The sequence below is a fragment of the Acinetobacter sp. WZC-1 genome (assembly GCF_052544965.1).
In genome coordinates this window covers 702,595-723,037 of the sequence record NZ_CP199370.1, presented here as the reverse complement: position 1 = coordinate 723,037, position 20,443 = coordinate 702,595, and the positions used below count along the sequence as shown (strand labels likewise).

Below are 20,443 nucleotides of genomic sequence, written 5' to 3'. Positions count from 1 at the left end.
CCATGAAAATTTTATCGATCCGCATAAAAAATCTGGCTTCTCTTGCCGGTGAACATTTCATCGATTTTGAATCTGAACCGCTGGCCAGTGCCGGGCTGATTGCCATTGTTGGTAAAACCGGGGCAGGAAAATCCACCATTCTGGATGCCATGTGCCTGGCACTGTTCAATAAAATTCCACGCCTGAAGGACAGTGACGGTAAATTACAGGATGTCGATGGTACTGAACTGCTGACCAATTCCCCACTGACCGTGCTGCGTCGGGGGACTGCTCATGGCTTTGCCGAGCTGTGCTTTGTGGCGCAGGATCAGAAACATTATCTGGTACGCTGGGAGATTAAGCGCGCCCGTGAAAAGGCCGAGGGTAAACTGCAGAATGTGCAACGCTACCTGAAATGTCTGACCGATGGTATTGTCATTGCCGATAAAGCCAAAACAGTGGATGCTGGCATTCATCAGATTACCCAGCTGAGTTTTGAACAATTTACCCGGGCAGTCCTGCTGGCACAGTCCGAGGTGACCGCTTTTTTAAAGGCGCGGGACAATGAACGCGGAGAATTACTGGAATACCTGACCAATTCGAATATCTTTGCCAGAATTGGACAGTTGGCATTTGAAAAAACCCGGGAAATAAGCAACCAGCGAAAACAGCTGGAAAATGTTTCAGGACATATCGAAATCCGTTCCGATGAAGAAATTGCTGCATTACAGTCTCAATTCCAGCAAGTACAGCAACAGACCCAGCAACTTGAAACCGAGCAAACCCAACTCAGGCAACAACAACAATGGTTTGAACAGCAACAAAAGCTGCAAAGTGAAGTGATCTTTAAACAGCAACAGCATGAAACCCAACGCAATGCCCATGCCGCATTGGCAGCGGATCGCCAGTTGCTTGAACAACTGGAAGTCTTTTCAGAAATTCGTCCTGTTGTTTTCCAGCAGCACCAGATTCAAAAAACACGACAGCAGCTTGAGCCACAGCTTCAACAGAAACAACAGCACTTTGGTACCTTAACAACACAATTTGAGCAGGAAAAAGTACGCTACACCCAGGCAGAAACGGCACTGCAACAGTTTCATAATTTTGAACAACAATATCAGGATGAGTTAAGTCAGGTTCGTAAATATGTGCAGGAACGGGATTATATTGCCGAAGAATATAAAAAGACCAGAGTTCGAATCACACAAATTGAAACTCAACAACAACCTCTGTTACAACAGCAAAGGCAGCTTGAACAGGATATTCAGAACTTAACGGCACAGCATGCGTTGTACCTGGATCAGTTGCAACACAGCATACAATTTTTGCCTTTAGATAAAGGCCTGAACGCCCATGTACAGCAGTTGAATCAATTTATTCAACATTATCAAAAATTTAAAAATATGCCAGGCGATATTCAACAAGCGAAGTCCAGACTTGAACAGGATAAGTCCCTGCTCAATGAGCTGGTTAAACAGTTTGGCACCACACAGCAAATTGATACAACGCTTGAGCAAAAGCAGCAACTTAAAGAGCAACTGTTCACTCAGTTGAATCAACTGGATGTGATTCAACAAAAACTACAGCAGCATTTTGAATTAATACATGAAGTATCTGATCTCAATCAAACGCTTAGCACCCTGCAACAACAATATCAGCAACTTGAACAAAACACGGATAAAGTAGAAAGCGACTTTCAAACCGCCAGAACTGAACGCGAAAAAGTACAGCAGATATTACAACAACAACGTTTATTGCATACGGAAAATGTAGAACATTTACGGGCCGGGCTAAAGCAAGGTGAAGCCTGTGTGGTCTGTGGCAGCACCGAACATCCTTACCGCGACAATAAGAGTGAAATTTCCAGAGCTTTATATGAACTTCAGCAACAGCAGGAACAACAAGCCTTGCTACAGGAACAGCAATGTCTGCAACTCTGGCAAACGACACAACAGCAATTTACCCAGATTCAGACAGAGCAAAAGCAGCGCCAGATTGCGTTACAACAAGCCACTGAAAAATTAAACAGTCATCAAAATGAATTACAGCAGCATCTGGCTCAATGGCATATTCAACTCGATTTGAATTTGGCACAAAATGAGATCAATGCGTCATTACAACAACTCATAGCACAATCCACTCAGGCTAAACAACAACTTGAAAACGAATTACAACAGCTGAATCAAGCCCATAAACATCAACTCAATTTAAATCAGTCTATTCAAAGTACCACTTATCAACTCGAATCAATACAGCAATTACAGCATCAGATTCAGCATATCGTGGAATGTCTGGATACAAATGAGAAAACCCTGTGGCTGGAACAACCGCTTACCCTGTCACAACAGCTTGTCCAGCGTTTAACACAACGACTTCAGCAATTGGACCAGGCTGAAGGCTTAAATAAACAACAGGAACAGATTAAACAACAACTCAATGTGTTAAAGTCAAATCTGAATGGTTTGAGTACCCAACAGACTGAGCTGAATCAGCACTTACAGGACATTGCGAACAAGGGACAACAAAATAGCGAAGCTGCCAGTCAACTCATTGTTGCAATAGCAGGTTCAAATGAGTTGAAAGCCAATGAATGGCTACAGCAGCATGATCAGCAACGCCAACATGTGCAACATCAATACCAACTGATTAAACAAAATTTTGAACAGGCACGGCAAAACTTTGAGTCACAAAAAAATCAACTGGAACAACTCAAAGCGCAGCAGCAGCAAAATCAACATGCCTACACCCAATGCAAAACAGAAGTGGCTGCATGGTTAGCACAGCACGCGCATTTTGACGAGCAACAGCTCAATGAATTGCTGGCCATTTCTTCAGCGCAGGAACAACAGATTCGCTTAGCACTACAAAATGCAGATCGTTTATTGAGTGAAGTGGCTTATGCCCTCAAAACCACGCAACAACAATTAAACGAACATCAGCAGCAACAACCTGACATCAAATATGAGCAGCTTGCTGAACTGATTGATTTAAATCAGGACAAGCTGAAACAGCACGCCGAGCAACGGGATCAGTATAAAGTCCAGCTTGAATTACACCAGCAAAACCTCGCCAGGCAAAAACAGTTTGCTGATCAAATTCAACAGATTCAGCAACAGGAGCATCGCTGGAATAAAATTTCCAGTTTGATTGGGGACGCCAGAGGTAAAGATTTCCGTGATTTAGCCCAGCAATATCATCTGGATATCCTGTTGGAATATGCCAATCAGCAATTGACCATGCTATCGCAGCGTTACACCTTAAAACGCCTGGATCATTCACTCAGCCTGGCGATTATTGACCATGATATGGATGGTGAAACCCGTTCGGTGGCCTCGCTGTCTGGTGGAGAATCCTTTCTGACCGCACTGGCACTGTCACTGGCCATTGCCAGTATGGCTTGCGGTTCAATGAAAATTGAATCATTGTTTATTGATGAAGGCTTCGGCACACTGGATTCATCCTCACTGCATATGGTGATGAATGCGCTGGATCAATTGCAGCATCAGGGCCGTAAAGTGGTGCTGATTTCACATATACAGGAAATGCATGAGCGTATTCCGGTGCAGATTCAGGTCAGGGCAACCGGTGCCGGGGCAAGTCGTATTGAAATTACAGGCTGATGTTCTGTAGAACCATCTCTCAATCTGTTATTCCGGATATTGATTGCTGATTATTGGTTCCTGATGATTGGTCCCGGGCGATCAGCTCTGACTGCCTTCTGCACGCCTGGTTCTGAACCAATGCATCCAGTCCATCACCGGGTGCCAAATAACGCCGTGCCGACCCGTACCATGGTGGAACCGGCAGCAATTGCCTCATTCATATCTCCGGACATCCCCATACTTAAGGTATCCCAGTCCTCAGGATGCAGATGCTGCACCCGCACAGCATCAAACAACTTCCGGGCATCCAGAAAGGCCTGATCATTGCCCGGTGCAGGAATCACCATCAGCCCCCGCAGTTTCAGATGGGGGAGCTGACTGATCTGCCGAACCAGTTCGGCAATCTCATCCGGCTGGCAGCCGTCCTTACTTTGCTGCGCATCAATATTCACCTGCAGACAGATATTCAGTGGCGGCTGTTGTGCTGTTCGCTGCGCCGACAGGCGCTCCGCAATGATCAGACGATCCACTCCATGCACCCATGCAAATTGCTCAGCCAGCGGTCGGGTTTTATTACGCTGCACATGTCCAATGAAATGCCATTCAATCTCCAGTGCTGCAAGCTGCTGCATTTTTTCCACTGCTTCCTGAAGATAGTTTTCGGCAAAGCTGCGCTGGCCCGCCTCATACATCTCCTGCAGCATGGCTGACGAATGGGTTTTCGAGACGGCCAGCAACTGCACGTCCCGGGCATCCCTGTTCGCATGAACACATGCCAGCTGAATTTGTTGTAACACATTATTTCGGGCTTGCTTCAGATCATTCATCCGTCAGGGTCTCATTAAGAAATACAGCACGCAGCGCATTAAACTGTTGGTTAAGTTGTATGAAAAGCCTTATTATTCTACAAAATAATGAAGCAAATAGCTTTGATTCAGGATCATTATGGATATTACAGAACTTCTTGCATTTTCAGTGAAAAACGGGGCATCGGACTTACACCTTTCCGCAGGCATGCCACCCATGATACGGGTGGATGGCGAAATCCGCCGGATCAATTTGCCGGCCTTTGAACATAAGGATGTGCACCGGCTGGTCTATGACATCATGAATGATAAACAACGCAGGGATTTCGAGGAACAGCTTGAAACTGACTTTTCATTTGAAGTCCCCGGTGTTGCACGTTTTCGTGTCAACGCCTTTAACCAGAACCGCGGCGCCGGCGCTGTATTCCGGACCATTCCATCCAAAGTACTGACCATGGAAGACCTGGGCCTCGGACAGATTTTTAAGGATATCTGCAATTATCCGCGGGGAATTGTATTAGTCACAGGCCCCACCGGTTCCGGTAAATCCACCACGCTGGCAGCCATGCTTGATTATATCAATGACAACCGCTATGACCACATTCTGACAGTGGAAGACCCGATTGAATTCGTACACCAGTCAAAAAAATGTCTGATTAACCAGCGCGAAGTACATCGGGACACACATGGCTTTAATGAAGCCCTGCGTTCTGCACTGCGTGAGGACCCGGATATTATCCTGGTCGGTGAAATGCGTGACCTGGAAACCATCCGCCTGGCCCTGACTGCCGCAGAAACCGGGCATCTGGTATTTGGGACCCTGCATACCACCTCAGCTGCCAAAACCATTGACCGGGTAATTGACGTCTTCCCTGCCGAAGAAAAGGACATGGTCCGTGCCATGCTGTCTGAATCCTTACAGGCGGTTATTTCCCAGTCACTACTCAAAAAGACCGGCGGTGGCCGTGTTGCCGCCCATGAAATCATGATCGGTGTACCTGCCATTCGTAACTTAATCCGTGAAAATAAAGTGGCACAGATGTATTCTGCTATTCAGACCGGTGCCAACCATGGTATGACCACGCTGGATCAGAGCCTGAAAATCCTGGTCGCCAAAGGACTGATCAGTCCTCAGGTAGCCCGCCATGCAGCCAAACAACCAGAATCATTCCTATAATTAAATCTGGGTACCGCCAATCACGGAATTCGGGGAGATTGAAATATGGATTTTAACGACTTATTGAATCTGATGATTCAGCACAAGGCATCCGACCTGTTTGTAACCGCCGATGTTGAACCCTCCATGAAAATTAATGGACAGATTGTGCCTGTGGCCAAAGCAAAGCTCACCGGTGATCTTGTGGGGCAGCTGATTCACTCGATCATGAGTGAAAAACAACGCAATGAATTTGCTGAAACACGTGAATGTAACTTTGCCATTACCAACAGGGACAAAACTGCCCGCTTCCGGGTCAGTGCCTTTCAGCAGCGGGACATGCCCGGCATGATCCTGCGCCGGATTGAAACCGTGATTCCGACCATGGAAGAATTAAAACTTCCACCGGTGCTCAAGGATCTGGCCATGACCAAGCGTGGTATCGTCATTTTTGTGGGAGCAACCGGTACCGGTAAGTCAACCTCACTGGCATCCATGATCGGTTACCGCAACCATAACTCCAAAGGGCATATCATCACCATTGAAGACCCGATTGAGTTTGTGCATGAACATGCCGGCTGTATTATTACCCAGCGTGAAGTCGGTATTGATACCGACTCTTTTGAAATCGCCCTGAAAAACACCCTGCGCCAGGCCCCGGATGTCATTCTGATCGGTGAAATCCGCTCCCGGGAAACCATGGACTATGCCATTGCCTTTGCAGAAACCGGACACCTGGTTTTTGCCACTTTGCATGCCAATAACGCCAACCAGGCCATTGACCGGATTATTCACTTCTTTGAATCTGACCGTCATCATCAGCTGTTTATGGATCTGTCACTGAACCTGAAAGCCATGATTGCACAACAGCTGATCCCAACACCGGATGGCAATTCCCGCCGTGCCGCCATTGAGATTCTGATCAACTCACCACTGGTGTCCGATTTAATTCGCAAGGGTGAAATCCATGAAATCAAGGATCTGATGAAACGCTCACGGGAACTGGGCATGCAGACCTTTGATCAGGCCTTATTTGACCTGTATAAAGCCGGTCAGATTACCTATAAGGATGCATTGAAACATGCAGATTCGCCCAATGATCTACGCTTACAGATTAAGCTGGATGAAGAAGGCGGTGCGCAGTTGCTGAATAGCAGCAGCAAACTGACTTTTGATGGGCAATAGCATAATCCACAGCACTGAAAAAACCTTAAGGAGAATCTGTCCACTTCAGCTCTCCTTTTAATTTGTTGTATTTATGTAGGTTTATTTTTTGCGTAACGCTTCCTGGCAATCCTCTTTGTCGCAATATCCGTAGAGATTCAGGGAGTGACCGGTCAGGGTAAAACCCAGTGTTTTTGCAACGGCATGCTGTTCGTGCTCAATGGTATCATTTGAAAATTCAACGACTTTATTGCAATTCAGGCACACCAGGTGATCATGATGGTCTTCCTGCATGATTTCAAAGACAGAATGATTGTTCTCAAAATGGTGCCGCTGAATGATTCCCGCTGCTTCAAATTGTGTTAACACGCGGTATACCGTTGCCAGACCGACATCTTCACCTTGTTCAAGTAATGTTTTATAAATGTCTTCCGCACTCAGGTGGTGCTGCTCTGAATTCTCCAGTAATTCCAGAATCTTGATTCGTGGCAGGGTGACTTTCAGTCCAGCTTTTCGTAAATCCTGATTTGAAATAGGCATATAAAAAGGTCTCTCAACAAATTTTAAGTTGGAATATGCAACAGAGTTGAGATGCAGTATGATCTATCGTTGGATCAATTGCATCATAATTAATTTGGGATAGTGTAGCAAAATGCAAAAAATCATGCTGACGTTATTCGTCGCTTCATTGCTTGGTGGTTGTTCAATATTTGGAGTATATAAGGTTGATATTCCTCAGGGAACCCCCTTAACCCAGGCACAAGCTTCAAAAATTCAGGTAGGTATGACTTACCAGCAGGTACGTTTTTTGCTGGGCAGCCCAACAGTAGCGGATCCACTGAATCCTCTGCGTTGGGATTACATCTATAATTATATCCCAGGAACCTATGCGAAAAAAGCAAAAATTCCAGCCGCACATGGTCAGCATTTAAAGGTCTATTTTGATCAATCCGGTATTGTCAATAAAATAGAAGGCCTGGACAGTATTCCTGCAACCCAGCCCGGTTTACCGGCCTCCAGGGAAGCCATTCTTAACGCGCCTCCGCTATAGTCATCTATCGCCCTTATTGGAGGCGGACTGGCAAGCAGACGTATTAAGCAAAACCACATAAATAACCATGCTGTAATCGGCCCCCTTTTTACGGGGGCCATATCATTTTAATGACCTGAAACGATTGCCCCGGCCATAGCGCCCCACCGGGTTTGCTGCAGCACGATTACGACGGATATCCCGTGGATTCACCAGCAGCGGTCTATAAATTTCCACCCGGTCACCCGGCTGCAAAAGCTGATGACGATCCTGTATGCTGACGCCAAAAATTCCCAGACTGTAGTTTTCAGGCAACTGTACCTGCTGTTCAATTGTACTGCGCTGAATCGCATCCTGTACGGACATGCCCGGCACATATTCCACCTCAATATGAAACTGCTGTTCCGGTGTGGCATAAGCCACCCATACTTTTTGCGGTACCTGAGCCGCAGACATCAGATCAACTGTCCGATAAAGGCCACCATGGCCACAATAATCGATAAAGGCAGCACAATACGCACAGCAATGCGCCACAGGTTATAAAACAGTTCACTACTGAAATTCATAGCCTTACGCAAATGGCTGATTTTCATGATCCAGCCGGCAAAGACCGAATAAATTAAACAAATCACCAATCCCCACAGCATCAGCAGCGGTGTCAGCAGCATCTGTATACCCGGAACCGCCCACACCAGTAATGCAAGAATCAGTACCGTATACTGAATCAGGACTGCGACACGGCGTCCGGTCAATTGCTCCCGTGCCAGTTGCAACAATAAAGCTGCAACAATAATCGCCGTGAATAACAGCACATAAGCGGACAACGGACTGGAGACTGCAAAGAAACCAAATGCAACCACTGCCAGTAATTGCGCAATCCAGATCGGTATAGCCGCTCGGGTTGCAGCACGCTGGGACTGGACACCTGCCAGGCTGGTCTGCCAATACAGTCCCAATCCCAGGCCACTGGCCACCAGTGCCAGAATGGTGGCATTGCCCCACTCACTGAACTCAACCGGTGTTACATGCCACGGCTGTAAGGCAGTGCCGGCAATATTCGCCAGCAGCAGTGAAACAATGACGCCTGTCGCAGTGAATAACACCAGTAATTGACGTGAAACAAAAGACAGGGCCAAAGCCAGAATCACTGTCACAATCAGAATCATATCGCCCGGAACCGGCAGCTGAATATTCTGCAGTGCCGGTTGAGCAATATGATTTAACAGACCACCGGCCAGAAAGGGAATAAAAATAACCGCCATCCAGCCAACCATCCGCCATTTTGGCGATGCATCCGCATCACGGGTCAGACTGGAGAGTGCATTCAGTGCAGTGGTCCCGGTACGCCTGGCCAGTGCCACTTCCAGATAACCCAATGGCAGGGCCAGCAGTAACATGGTCGCCAGCCACAATAACCAGAAATCAATTTGTCTGTCGATCTGGATATTCAAAGCCGGTGCCAGGCCGGCAATGACCATAAACGATAAACAGAATGCCATGAGCGGCGATAACCATCCTGACCTACGTGACATGGAATTGTCCTGCATGAGCTGTCCCGTGAAAAAAGTTCTGAACCATTTTGCCTTTGTCATGCAGGAAAATCAAAGGTTCGCGATGAAAAAGACAGCGCATCACTTTCAGATCATCCACACATGCCCTGGCAACTAATATTCATCAGCCCTGGTCAGACGTTTCAGCTCAGGATTTTCTGCTTCACGGATCAAACGCTGGACCTGGGTCATGGCCTTTTGCACAGGGCGGCCGGATTGAAATAAAATCATTTCCCCGGCGGTAAAGGCTGTCCAGGTTTCATTCTGAGTCAGGGGTTCTGTGGTAATCACAGCCACACGATCTTCCGGCACTGTTACCTGACTGAAATCCACTTCTATATCCAGATCAATTAAATGTGCCGGCTGAAATGGGTGTTCACGCACCAGCCAATGCAATTTGCTGGTTGCGTAACTGAACAATGCCTGTCCATTGGATAAACAGTAATTAAAAGTCCCGAACTCGGCAATCTGTGGTGCAACTTCTTCCAGCACTGAAAATATCTGTGGCAGTCCCGGCTCGATATAACCAAATCTTTCGACCAACTGGTCAAGCAGATAACAGAATGCCCGTTCGCTGTCAGTATTTCCAACAGGAGTAAAACGGCCTGATAACTGCGGCCTGAAATCATGCAGATCCCCATTATGTGCAAAAATCCATTGCCGCCCCCATAATTCACGGATAAAGGGATGCGAATTTTCCAGGGTGATCTTCCCCTGTGTGGCTTTGCGGATATGGGCAATCACATTGCGGGATTTAATGGGATAATTGCGGATCAGCTCGGCAATCGGCGACTCCACCGCAGACTGATTGTCAACAAATAAACGACAGGCTTTGTCTTCAAAAAAGGCTATCCCGAAACCGTCGGAATGATCTGATGTAATGCCTGCGCGCTGAGAAAAGCCACGGAACGAAAAGGTAATGTCCGTTGGTGTCGCACAGTTCATTCCAAGGAGTTGGCACATATTGAATGTCATACAGCATTTTAGTTATATATACATTGTGCATGAGCGCAGGCCCGCTTGCAATTCCCCAGTGTCTGCAAACGGGTTGCGATTTGTAAGATTTAACGATGTACCATTTTTTTCATGACAAAGTTTTTGGCAATGCCATTGACATCCATAAACACAAAATAGTCCAGGCAATTGAAGGTTTCATCATGAAACGCCTGGGGTGACAGTCTGGCATTCATGGACAGATACACCTGGAATAACTTTGGAATGCGCTCATCCTGTGGAAAACTGAATTCCGGATGCATCGGTTCGTAAGCCGGTTTTGCCGCTATATTGATCAGCTTTTGCGGATCAAGATGCTTCAGATACTGATGGGTATAATAAGCCCGTGCCTTATTATCTTCCAGGCGAATACTGACACAGCCGATCAGATGCTTTGCCTTCATCTTCCACAGCACCACCGGGATCAGGTTCAGCCACAGAATGGACAGGGCTTTGCCTGAGCGATAACGCGGATGCACGCAGGTCCGGCCAATTTCCACAATATTGGACAAATGTGCAAACTGTGAAACATCAAATTCCTGAGCACTGTAACTCTGCGCCAGTTCGTGTCCCTGAAACAGTTTTAAGCGGGTATAGGCAACAATTTCATTGCTCCATTTGTCACGCAAGACTGCATGTTCGCAATCCAGGTCATATAAATCCTGATCCAGTCCATTTTCAAAGCGGATACCAAACTGATCTGAAAACTGTATTGCGCGGAATTTCTGTATTTCTTTTAACTGTTTGAGATCTTCAACCCATTCAAAGCGATATTGTGATTGTGATTTTTTTGGGCGGGCCAATGGGAAGCTTAAGTTTTGACGATACTGATTGAGTTTTGCAAACATAGTTCAGACTCCTTGTACTTTTAATCACACTAGGCAATTCTTATGACAGAAAAATGACAGTTTCCTAACCACTTTAAAATAACGCCTGAGTTATTCTGCTGTCATCTGCTGTATGAGAAGTCTGAAAAAGTTTAGCGCACTGATTTACTTCGATTGGTAATTAAGGTACCGACACCATGATCGGTAAAAACTTCCAGCAGGGTCGCATGCGGCACCCGGCCATCCACAATATGTGCACTGACCACCCCGCTCTTGACCGCATCCAGTGCACAGGCCACCTTGGGGATCATACCGCCATAAATTACCCCGGTTTCAATCAGACGATCGACTTCCTGGGTACTCAGACCGGTCAGCAGGTTTTTCTGCTCATCCAGTACTCCGGCAATATTGGTGAGCAGAATCAGCTTTTCGGCACTCAGTGCTTCGGCCACCTTCCCGGCTACCAGATCAGCATTGATGTTATAGGTATTGCCTTCTTCATCCACACCCAGTGGCGCAATCACCGGAATAAAATCACCATTGGCAAACATTTCCAGTACATCGGTTTTAATACCGGTCACTTCTCCAACCTGCCCCAGGTCAATGCGTTGTACAGTGCCATTTTCAGCCGTTTTTTCCATCAGTAATTTACGGGCACGGATCAGGTTACCGTCTTTCCCGGTCAGACCGATGGCACGGCCGCCGTGCTGATTAATCAGATGCACGATCGATTTGTTGACGCTACCACCCAACACCATTTCCACCACGTCCATGGTTGCAGCATCCGTAACCCGCATGCCATCAATCCGGTCAGACTCACGTCCGAGCTGTTTCAGCAGTGAATCCACCTGGGGGCCACCACCATGAACCACAATCGGGTTTAATCCAACGGTTTTCAGCAAGACGATATCACGGGCAAATGAACTTTCCAGCCCGGGATCGGTCATTGCATTGCCACCATATTTCACCACCACCGTTTTACCTGAAAACCGCTGGATATACGGCAAAGCTTCAATCAGAATTTTTGCTTTGTCGACACCGGTATGCTGATATGGCATGCACCTCTCCTTACTGGGCATTTAAAATATCCTGCGCGATCATCGGATAACGGTCCCGCAGCATGGATACAAATGTATGACGAATTTCATTTAAACCGGACGGGCTGTCTGCATCGAATCTTACCGTAAAAAATTCGCCGGTATTTGATGCCCGAATAATGCCAAAACCATTTTTAAAATCAAGTCTTATCCCATCAATTCTACTGAGTTTCGCACCAGTCTGCTGGCCGGAATGTTCAATTTCATTCAGAACCGTGGCAGGATCGGTACTATAGGTGCTGATATAGGTGTCTTCAGTATGACAACGCTCAGGATAAACAGACAGCACTTCTGACAGTGTGGTTCCGGGTAGCTGACTGAGGTATTCCATCACCCTTAAGGCGGCATATAAGCCGTCATCATAGCCCATGCCCCGTCCATCATTAAACACATAATGACCGGCATATTCCCCGCCAAAAACAGCCCGGCCCTCTGACCGGGACAAATATTTACGCAAAAAGCTGCTACCGGTCCGGATCATGCTGGCCTGCCCACTCAGTGCTTCCACAGTCTGTCTGACCATGGATGAACATTTAACGTCGAACACCACTTCATGGTTTGGATGGTCCTTCAGACAAATCTGTGCAAACAGTGACAGCAAGCGGTCAGCAGAAATAATGTGGCCCTTTTCATCCACCAGTACCACCCGATCGCCATCCCCATCCAGGGCAATGCCAATATCAGCCTGCTGTAACAGCACCTGTTTTCTGAGTTCAGTCAAATGAATGGCCTGGGAAGGGTCCGGTGCATGATCCGGGAAATGACCATTGGCATGGCAGCGTAAAGCGGTCACTTCACAGCCCAGTCTTTGCAGGGTTCCCTGCCCACAACAGCCGGCGGAGCCGCTTAAACCATCTATTACCACACGCAGTGGCCTGTTCAGCTGAATGTCCGTGCATAAGGCATGCTGATAGGACTGGCAGAATTCGGATCGGGTCTGGTGAACGGTGCTCGGCAGCTCGATTTCAACAGCCGTCTGCTGAATGAACTGATATGCCTGCTGCGCAATCTGCTGAATCATTTCCGGAGATGGCGGTTCCGCCTGCACAATCCATTTAATTCCATTGTCGGTTTTCGGGTTGTGGCTTGCGGTGACCATAATGCCATTGCCATTGCTCTGACGGGCGGCAAAATACATCTGAGGGGTGGAGCAACAACCCATTTCGGTCACCTGAAACCCCTGCGCTGAAAACACTGCTGCAATGATTTCAGCATACTGAGGACTGGTGAGCCGGGCATCATAGCCAATCACAACCTGCATTTGTCCCTGTTGCCGGAGCTGATCTGCCAGTGCATGTGCAATAGCATAAATCAATTGCGGCCCCAACAGCTCCACTTTGCCGCGGATGTCGTAAGCACGAAAAATATGGAAGGGAAAAATGGATTGTGATGTATTCATAGGCAGGCATCCGGTTGCTTAAATCCCAGCCTATTCAGAAGTGAAGCAAACTGACAATAAAGATATGCGGTATTGCAGCCGACATTCATCGCTGCTATAGCTGGGCATTCATTTGATACCAGTATGCTCCGATTTTAAATATATTTTTTGTTACATTACCGGCCGATAGCTCTGTCAACCTGCCACTACACACCCGCCATTCAGCCAATTAATTTTTCCCGGTATGCCCAAAACCGCCGGCACCGCGTTCAGTGGCAACAAAATCAGTCACGAGGTTAAACTCTGCCTGCACCACAGGCACCAAGACATACTGCGCCAGCCGCTCACCTGGTTCCAGACTGAATGTGGTCTGGCTACGATTCCATACAGAGACCATTAACTCACCCTGATAATCCGAGTCAATCAAGCCCACCAGATTGCCAAGCACAATCCCATGTTTATGCCCCAGCCCTGAACGGGGCAGAATTAAACCGGCAAAATTCGGATCTTCAATATAAATTGCCATCCCGGTTTTAACCAGTACTGTCTGTCCCGGTTCAATCTGAATCGTCTCTTCCACACATGCACGCAGATCCAGCCCCGCTGAACCCGTGGTTGCATACGTTGGCATTGGCCATTGCTGACCCAGTCGTGGATCCAGTACTTTCAGCTGAACTTTCATATTTACAATCCTGTCAGTTTTTAAAATTCAAAGATGTACACTGCAATTGCACATTGCAGTCCTTCATGTTTTAAAGCAGCTCCTTAACGTTTTAAAAGTGCTTTCAGGTTCTGCAGATACTGCTGAGCCTGTAACTTTGGATCTACATTTTCAGCCAGTTTTTTCCTGCGCCCCATCCAGTCCAGTTCATCCTGTGGTAACTCATCCAGGAAACGGCTGGGGGTCATCTGTTTCATCTGACCGCCATTTTTCCGCTGTTCCGCCAGGGTTAAAGTCAGCCCCTGCTGAGCACGGGTAATGCCCACATACATCAATCGCCGTTCTTCTTCAATGGTTTCCGCCGCAATCGAGTTTTTATGTGGCAACAATTCCTCTTCCAGCCCCATGATATACACATAGGGAAATTCCAGTCCCTTGGATGCATGCAGCGTCAGCAGATTGACCTTATCGGTATCTTCTTCTTCCTGCTGTTGCTCCAGCATATCCAGCAGCACCATTTTACGAATCACACTTTCAATATTTTTTTCATCGACATTTTCGGCCCGGTTAATCAGACTCTGAATACTGCTGTACAACATTTCAATATTGTCCAGCTTAGTTTTTTCCTGTGCCGGAGTCGCCGCCTGCTCCCGGATATAATCAATATAGCCGGCTTCATTCATCATCTGGCGAACTTTGGGTACGGGTTCATCATCATCCAGCAACTCACGGGTAAATGCCTCAATGAAGCCTGAAAATTCAGCCAGTTGGGTAGTAGCCTTTTTCGGAATGACCATGCTCAGACGCTGATCCTGCGCCGCAGCCAACAGGGACAGATGATTCTGCTGGGCAAAAAGCCCCAGTTTTTCCAGTGTCACAGGACCAATGGCCCGTTTCGGAGTATTGATAATCCGCAGGAATGCACTGTCATCTTCAGGGTTAATGATCAGGCGCAGATAACTCATGATATCCTTAATTTCAGCCCGGCCAAAGAAGGACTGTCCGCCGGACAATTTATAGGGAATCTGCATCTGACGGAGTTGTGTTTCCAGCACCCGTGCCTGAAAATTACCCCGGTACAGCACTGCGTAATCTTTCCAGCTTTTACCATTCATCAGTTTATGCGTCAGCAGATCCTTGACCACACGTTCTGATTCATCATCATCATTACGGCAGGTAATTACCCGGATCACATCGCCATGCCCCTTATCACTCCACAGTTTTTTGTCAAAAATATGCGGGTTATTTTCAATGACGTGATTGGCCGCCTTTAAAATGCGGCTGGTGGATCGATAGTTCTGTTCCAGTTTGATGACTTTCAGATTGGGAAAGTCCTGCTTGAGCAGGGCCATATTTTCAGGCCGGGCACCACGCCAGGCGTAAATGGACTGGTCATCATCGCCCACAGCTGTAAACTGCCCCATGACTCCGACCAGCAGTTTCACCAGGATATATTGTGCGGTATTGGTGTCCTGATATTCGTCCACCAGCAGATAGCGAACCCGATTCTGCCACTTATCGCGCACTTCTGCATTTTCCTGCAGTAATCGCGTCGGCATAACAATCAGATCATCAAAATCCACGGCATTATAGGCGCGCAGATTCCGTTCATAGAGCTGATACAAATGGGCAAATTGAACATCGTCCTGGGTTTCACAGGTATTGTGTGCCTGTTCCGGTAAAATCAGATCATTTTTCCAGTCTGAAATCTTTTTCATGGCCTTTGCAATCAACTCCTTACTTTCTGCGCCGGACAGATTGTCACGATGCATCAGGTCCATGAGAATGCGCTTACAGTCATCTGCATCGAGAATGGAAAAGTTACTTTTCAGTGGCGTATGTTTCAATTCCATCCGCAACAGGTTCAGGCCGAAAGTATGGAACGTGGAAACCGATAAACCCTTTGCTTCCTCCCTGGACAACAGCCTGGTCACCCGTTCCTTCATTTCCCGTGCGGCTTTGTTGGTAAAGGTCATGGCGGTGATACGATATGCCGGAATGCCGCATTGCTGTACTAGATACGCAATTTTACGGGTAATCACTGATGTCTTGCCTGAACCGGCACCGGCAAGTACCAACAAGGGGCCCTGAGTATATTTCATGGCTTCAAGTTGCCTGTCGTTTAATTGACTTGCCTTTGACATCATTGTTCCTCGTTGCATTCAGCGCTAGATTATAGTCATCTGCACCTGACTTGCATAACCTTAATCAACGAAAATAACGAAAATTAAAATCCACTGACATGGACAAGCCTGGCAGGGAAAATCCCCCCATTGATCACTTTAAAAACCGGTCTCGCCGAAAGCGGCTGAACAACAGTTTCACCCAGAATCACGCATAGGCTGAGCCGAATGCCCGGATCTGACTTTAACCTGGCAGCTTGTCATGACCGGACAACAGACACCGTAATTTCCACACGGCGATTCCGTTCACGGCCTGACGCCGTGGCATTATCTGCAATGGGTGCGCCGGAGCCATAACCCTGCGCCATCATATGCTGTGACGGAACCCCCTGTGCAGCCAGGTAAGCCACCACCGCACGTGCCCGACTGTGGGACAGGGGAATATTAATACTGTCATTTCCAGAGCGATCGGTATGGCCATGAATCACCAGACGCAATTGACCGGTGCTGTTGCCCTCGTTCAGCACCCGGGCAATATGGTCCAGTGCGGTCTGAAATGGTGGCTGAATGGTCGCCGAGCTGCTGGCAAAGGTGGCTGCAGGCATCACCAGTTGAATCGCACCATCCGGATCACGGCTGACACTGACCCCACTGCCAGTCAGTTCCTGCCTGAGCCGTGCTTCCTTGCGGTCAAGCAACATATCATCGGCGCCGGCCACTGCGGATCCCGTAAGCGCACCGAGTCCCACCCCGGTTGTTGCTATCCTGTCATTCTGCACATGCTGACAGCCGGCGAGGACACAAACACCGGCCACCATTGAAATCAACAAGGCACGCATTGGAAAAACTCCGTCAAATCAAATCATTTTTAAGTTCAGTGATCATGAAAATAAACCATGATCAAAATAAAATCACAAAATAACTTTCATTCAGCCACCCATATACAATAACGCATGTTGCCATTATCTGCATGCCCGGATTGATGTCCCATATTTGTATGATCTATTTTTGCAGGGTGGGTCTATTTTAATAGGGCCTGTTTAATCAGCAGCTGCCCATCACCCGAAACTGATACGCATAAAAAAACCGAATCATGGTTCCCCACGATTCGGCTCTGTGCGACTGATCCTTAGATCAGTGGATCATCAGCTTGTCGCATAAATGCTGATTTCAACACGACGGTTCTGTTCACGGCCTGATGCCGTATTATTATCTGCAACCGGATTTTCAGCACCATGGCCCTGAGCATTAATACGCCCGCCTGGCACACCCTGACCGGCCAGGTAGTTTGCAACTGCCTGTGCACGTGCCTGAGACAATGGAATGTTGATGGAGTCATTACCGGTACTATCGGTATAACCAGTCACCAGAATTGCACTCTTGTTGTCTTCAGTCAGTGTCTGAGCAACCTTGTTCAGGGTGGTATAGAAGTTCGGTTTAATGCTTGATTTATTGGTGTCAAACGTAATATTACCCGGCATCACCAAACCGACGGAACCATCCGGATTACGGTTGACTTCCACACCGGTACCTGCCATTTGCTGACGCAGTTTCTTCTCTTTGTTGTCAAGATACAGACCTGCACCCGCACCTACAAGTGCACCAATAGCCAACGCACGATTGTTTTGTGATGATTTATTGGCATTTCCCTTGGAAATACCGTAACCGGCAGCAGCACCAATCAGGGAACCCAGGGCAGCTTTGTCATATTCAACACCGCCAATGTTATTCCCTGTAGATTGACAGCCTGATAATACTAATGCCCCTACTACAGTCGAAATTGCAAGTGCACGCATGATACGTCTCCAGAAATTGTGTTTTTTGTCAGTGACCATAATGGTCCAGTAGGTATAGTTTAAACATTGATATTTTGTTTAAATTCAACTTAGTGTTTACATTTTGTAATGTTTTATAAAAAACCAATGCCCACTTTATCATATTTTACACATCATCCGTATTTGATGCTTTTTTATTTATCTGGCTGCGACTATATTATCCAATGTGTGGTGTATTCATTAAACTTATTTAATTTATAGTCAGGACTTGCTCCATGTCGTCTCAGCAGAAAAAACCGCCCCTTTTAAAAAAAATCACCAATGGCCTGACCATTGGTTCTATCATTACAGGCAGTACTTTTTTACATGGTCCACCTGTTCTGGTGCTGGGATTAACCAAAATTTTCGGAGCCTCCAGAAAAATCGATGAAGCCAATATCAACATCACAAACAACTGGCTGAAGGTAAACAACTGGCTGATTGATCATGTTTTGCCACAATTAAAATGGGACATCAGCGTTGACGAAAACCTGGACCTGAGCATGCAGGGCCGTTACCTGATGACCTGTAACCATCAGAGCTGGGTGGATACCACGGTCAATCAGTACTTTGGTCTGAAACGCATGCCACTGACCCGGTTTTTCACCAAATGGGAACTGATTTTCATCCCCTTCGTCGGCCCGGCGTTTAAAATCCTGGGGTTCCCCATGATGAAACGTCACAGTAAGGCACAGATTGCCAGAAATCCGGCGCTGAAATATCGTGACCTGGAAGAAGCCCGTAAAGCCTGTGAACAACTGCTCAGCCAGCCATTCACACTGCTGAACTATCTTGAAGGCACCCGCTTTAGCCCGGAAAAACATGCGCAGCAAAACTCTCCCTATGACAATTTGCTGAAACCCAAAGCCGGCGGCCTGGCCCTTGCATTGAATATTCTGGGTGATCAGATTGATGCACTGGTGGATATGACCATTGTCTATCCGGACGGTGCCCCCGGTTATGGCAATTTCTGGCTGGGGGATGTATCCAGCATTGCCGTCAATCTGCGTAAAATTGAAATTCCGGAATGGGTTGCCGGCGGTAACTATGAAGAAGATGCCGAATACCGGGAACGTTTTCAGCAATGGGTGGATCAGCTTTGGCGTGACAAGGATCAGCTCATTAATCGCATGAAACAAAACCATGCTCAATCGGCACCTTAAACCCCGCTTCTTGAAATTATGACCAGGGACATATGACGGATCAGACTCAGCCTGCCGCTAAAAAAGGCTTATCGGCAACACAGCACAACACAGCTGCATGGAAATTGTTTTTAATTTACGACATTTTCATGATGATCCTGATTATCGTCAATCTGATCTGTCTTGGCGCCAACGCACTTTTGATGAGCAATTTCGGTGGCTGGCTGTTTGATCAGATTCATTTATCGCCACTGCTGCAATTTTACAAATCGGATCTGCATCCCTGGGTGATCAAAACCGAAAGCTGGTTTATCAGCTTCCTGGTGGCAGAGTTACTGCTGCGCTGGCTGATTGCGATTATTTACAGGCATCATAAACGCTGGTTCTTTTTTCCCTTTGTTCACTGGTATGAAGTACTGGCCATTATTCCCTATCTGCGCTTTTTAAGGCTGATCCGGGCCGCAATCATTGCCTATCGGCTGCATGAGCTCGGTTATCAGGTGGTCCCTGCCGGTCTGAAAAAACAGGGATTGTTTTATTACCGACTGGTGATGGAAGAGCTTTCAGACCGGGTAGTCATTACCGTCATTGACAGTATCCGCACTGAACTGGAAACCAGTTCAACCCATAAAAAAATCATTCATGATCTGGTGGATCACCACCGGGAACTGTTTGCCAGGGCACTGACTGAACTGTTGCAGGAGTCACTGGCAACAGAGTTGAACAGTCGACAACAACTGATTTCCACAAGCGTCGGTCAGATTGTCAGACAGGCGGTTGAAGACACCCCGCAGCTGACCCAGTTGCTCAGACTGATTCCCATTGCCGGCAGCATGATTGAACATCAGATTCAGAATATCGGTCAGCAACTGGGCGAAAATATCACCCAGGGCCTGATCCAGCCCCTGGCCACCGGTACAGCGACCCAACCCAACGCCATCTATCAGCTGATTTCAGAAAAAATCAGTCATGTGAATATAGAAAATCAGGTCCTTGAGCAACTGGTTGAATCCGCCGTCTATGAAAGTTTAGAATCAGTCAGGAAACAGGTGAAAATTAAACAATGGCAACTTGAATTAGAAAAAAATGATCAGGCGAAAGATGAATCAATCCATTGAAAT

The 20,443-nt window shown here is 47.2% G+C and carries 18 protein-coding genes; 6 read left to right on the top strand and 12 right to left on the bottom strand.

The window, feature by feature from the left end; all coding sequences use genetic code 11:
- Positions 1-2 precede the first annotated feature (2 nt).
- On the top strand, positions 3-3,599 hold the full coding sequence (locus ACT6PV_RS03465) for an AAA family ATPase (protein WP_445115100.1): 3,597 nt from the start codon (positions 3-5) through the stop codon (positions 3,597-3,599).
- A 134-nt stretch (positions 3,600-3,733) separates the two neighbouring features.
- Here ACT6PV_RS03465 and ACT6PV_RS03460 read toward each other — a convergent pair whose 3' ends face one another.
- Positions 3,734-4,408 carry a YggS family pyridoxal phosphate-dependent enzyme gene (locus tag ACT6PV_RS03460; RefSeq protein WP_445115099.1) on the bottom strand — a complete coding sequence of 225 codons (675 nt, stop codon included), beginning with the start codon at positions 4,406-4,408 and terminating at the stop codon, positions 3,734-3,736.
- Between the two features lie 118 nt (positions 4,409-4,526).
- On the opposite strand from ACT6PV_RS03460, the gene ACT6PV_RS03455 reads away from it, so the two are divergent.
- Positions 4,527-5,564 carry a type IV pilus twitching motility protein PilT gene (locus tag ACT6PV_RS03455; protein ID WP_445115098.1) on the top strand — a complete coding sequence of 346 codons (1,038 nt, stop codon included), beginning with the start codon at positions 4,527-4,529 and terminating at the stop codon, positions 5,562-5,564.
- A gap of 45 nt (positions 5,565-5,609) precedes the next feature.
- On the top strand, positions 5,610-6,728 hold the full coding sequence (locus ACT6PV_RS03450) for a PilT/PilU family type 4a pilus ATPase (RefSeq protein ID WP_445115097.1): 1,119 nt from the start codon (positions 5,610-5,612) through the stop codon (positions 6,726-6,728).
- Between the two features lie 81 nt (positions 6,729-6,809).
- Here ACT6PV_RS03450 and fur read toward each other — a convergent pair whose 3' ends face one another.
- The gene (gene fur / locus ACT6PV_RS03445; RefSeq protein ID WP_445115096.1) at positions 6,810-7,247 is read right to left on the bottom strand and encodes a ferric iron uptake transcriptional regulator; all 438 of its coding nucleotides are present in this window, start codon (positions 7,245-7,247) and stop codon (positions 6,810-6,812) included.
- 112 nt (positions 7,248-7,359) lie between these two features.
- Between fur and ACT6PV_RS03440 the strand changes: the two genes are divergently transcribed.
- A complete protein-coding gene (locus ACT6PV_RS03440) occupies positions 7,360-7,758 on the top strand; it encodes an outer membrane protein assembly factor BamE (protein WP_445115095.1) in 399 nt (132 codons plus the stop codon).
- A gap of 102 nt (positions 7,759-7,860) precedes the next feature.
- Here ACT6PV_RS03440 and ACT6PV_RS03435 read toward each other — a convergent pair whose 3' ends face one another.
- The 10 genes from ACT6PV_RS03435 to ACT6PV_RS03390 form a co-directional block, all read right to left on the bottom strand.
- Positions 7,861-8,193 (bottom strand): RnfH family protein, encoded by a 333-nt coding sequence (locus tag ACT6PV_RS03435; protein WP_445115094.1) that lies wholly within the window; start codon positions 8,191-8,193, stop codon positions 7,861-7,863.
- Entirely contained in the window at positions 8,193-9,284 is a 1,092-nt protein-coding gene (locus ACT6PV_RS03430) for a hypothetical protein (protein ID WP_445115093.1), read from the bottom strand. The genes ACT6PV_RS03435 and ACT6PV_RS03430 overlap by 1 nt, the downstream gene beginning before the upstream one ends.
- Before the next feature lie 117 nt (positions 9,285-9,401).
- Positions 9,402-10,250, bottom strand: a complete 849-nt coding sequence (locus tag ACT6PV_RS03425; protein WP_445115092.1) for a class II glutamine amidotransferase — start codon at positions 10,248-10,250, stop codon at positions 9,402-9,404.
- 101 nt (positions 10,251-10,351) lie between these two features.
- Entirely contained in the window at positions 10,352-11,128 is a 777-nt protein-coding gene (locus ACT6PV_RS03420; protein WP_445115091.1) for a GNAT family N-acetyltransferase, read from the bottom strand.
- A gap of 131 nt (positions 11,129-11,259) precedes the next feature.
- The gene (gene argB, locus ACT6PV_RS03415) at positions 11,260-12,165 is read right to left on the bottom strand and encodes an acetylglutamate kinase (RefSeq protein WP_445115090.1); all 906 of its coding nucleotides are present in this window, start codon (positions 12,163-12,165) and stop codon (positions 11,260-11,262) included.
- A 10-nt stretch (positions 12,166-12,175) separates the two neighbouring features.
- On the bottom strand, positions 12,176-13,603 hold the full coding sequence (locus ACT6PV_RS03410) for a phosphomannomutase/phosphoglucomutase (protein ID WP_445115089.1): 1,428 nt from the start codon (positions 13,601-13,603) through the stop codon (positions 12,176-12,178).
- 208 nt (positions 13,604-13,811) lie between these two features.
- Complete coding sequence (dut, locus tag ACT6PV_RS03405) at positions 13,812-14,264, bottom strand: dUTP diphosphatase (RefSeq protein WP_445115088.1); 453 nt, start codon at positions 14,262-14,264, stop codon at positions 13,812-13,814.
- A gap of 83 nt (positions 14,265-14,347) precedes the next feature.
- Positions 14,348-16,387, bottom strand: coding sequence for a UvrD-helicase domain-containing protein (locus ACT6PV_RS03400; RefSeq protein WP_445115087.1), 2,040 nt, complete (start codon positions 16,385-16,387; stop codon positions 14,348-14,350).
- A 239-nt stretch (positions 16,388-16,626) separates the two neighbouring features.
- The gene (locus ACT6PV_RS03395; RefSeq protein WP_445115086.1) at positions 16,627-17,205 is read right to left on the bottom strand and encodes an OmpA family protein; all 579 of its coding nucleotides are present in this window, start codon (positions 17,203-17,205) and stop codon (positions 16,627-16,629) included.
- A 306-nt stretch (positions 17,206-17,511) separates the two neighbouring features.
- Positions 17,512-18,162, bottom strand: coding sequence for an OmpA family protein (locus ACT6PV_RS03390; RefSeq protein WP_445115085.1), 651 nt, complete (start codon positions 18,160-18,162; stop codon positions 17,512-17,514).
- Positions 18,163-18,416: 254 nt separating this feature from the next.
- On the opposite strand from ACT6PV_RS03390, the gene ACT6PV_RS03385 reads away from it, so the two are divergent.
- Positions 18,417-19,343, top strand: coding sequence for an acyltransferase (locus ACT6PV_RS03385; protein ID WP_445115084.1), 927 nt, complete (start codon positions 18,417-18,419; stop codon positions 19,341-19,343).
- A gap of 32 nt (positions 19,344-19,375) precedes the next feature.
- Positions 19,376-20,440 (top strand): preprotein translocase subunit SecA, encoded by a 1,065-nt coding sequence (locus ACT6PV_RS03380; protein WP_445115083.1) that lies wholly within the window; start codon positions 19,376-19,378, stop codon positions 20,438-20,440.
- Positions 20,441-20,443 lie beyond the last annotated feature (3 nt).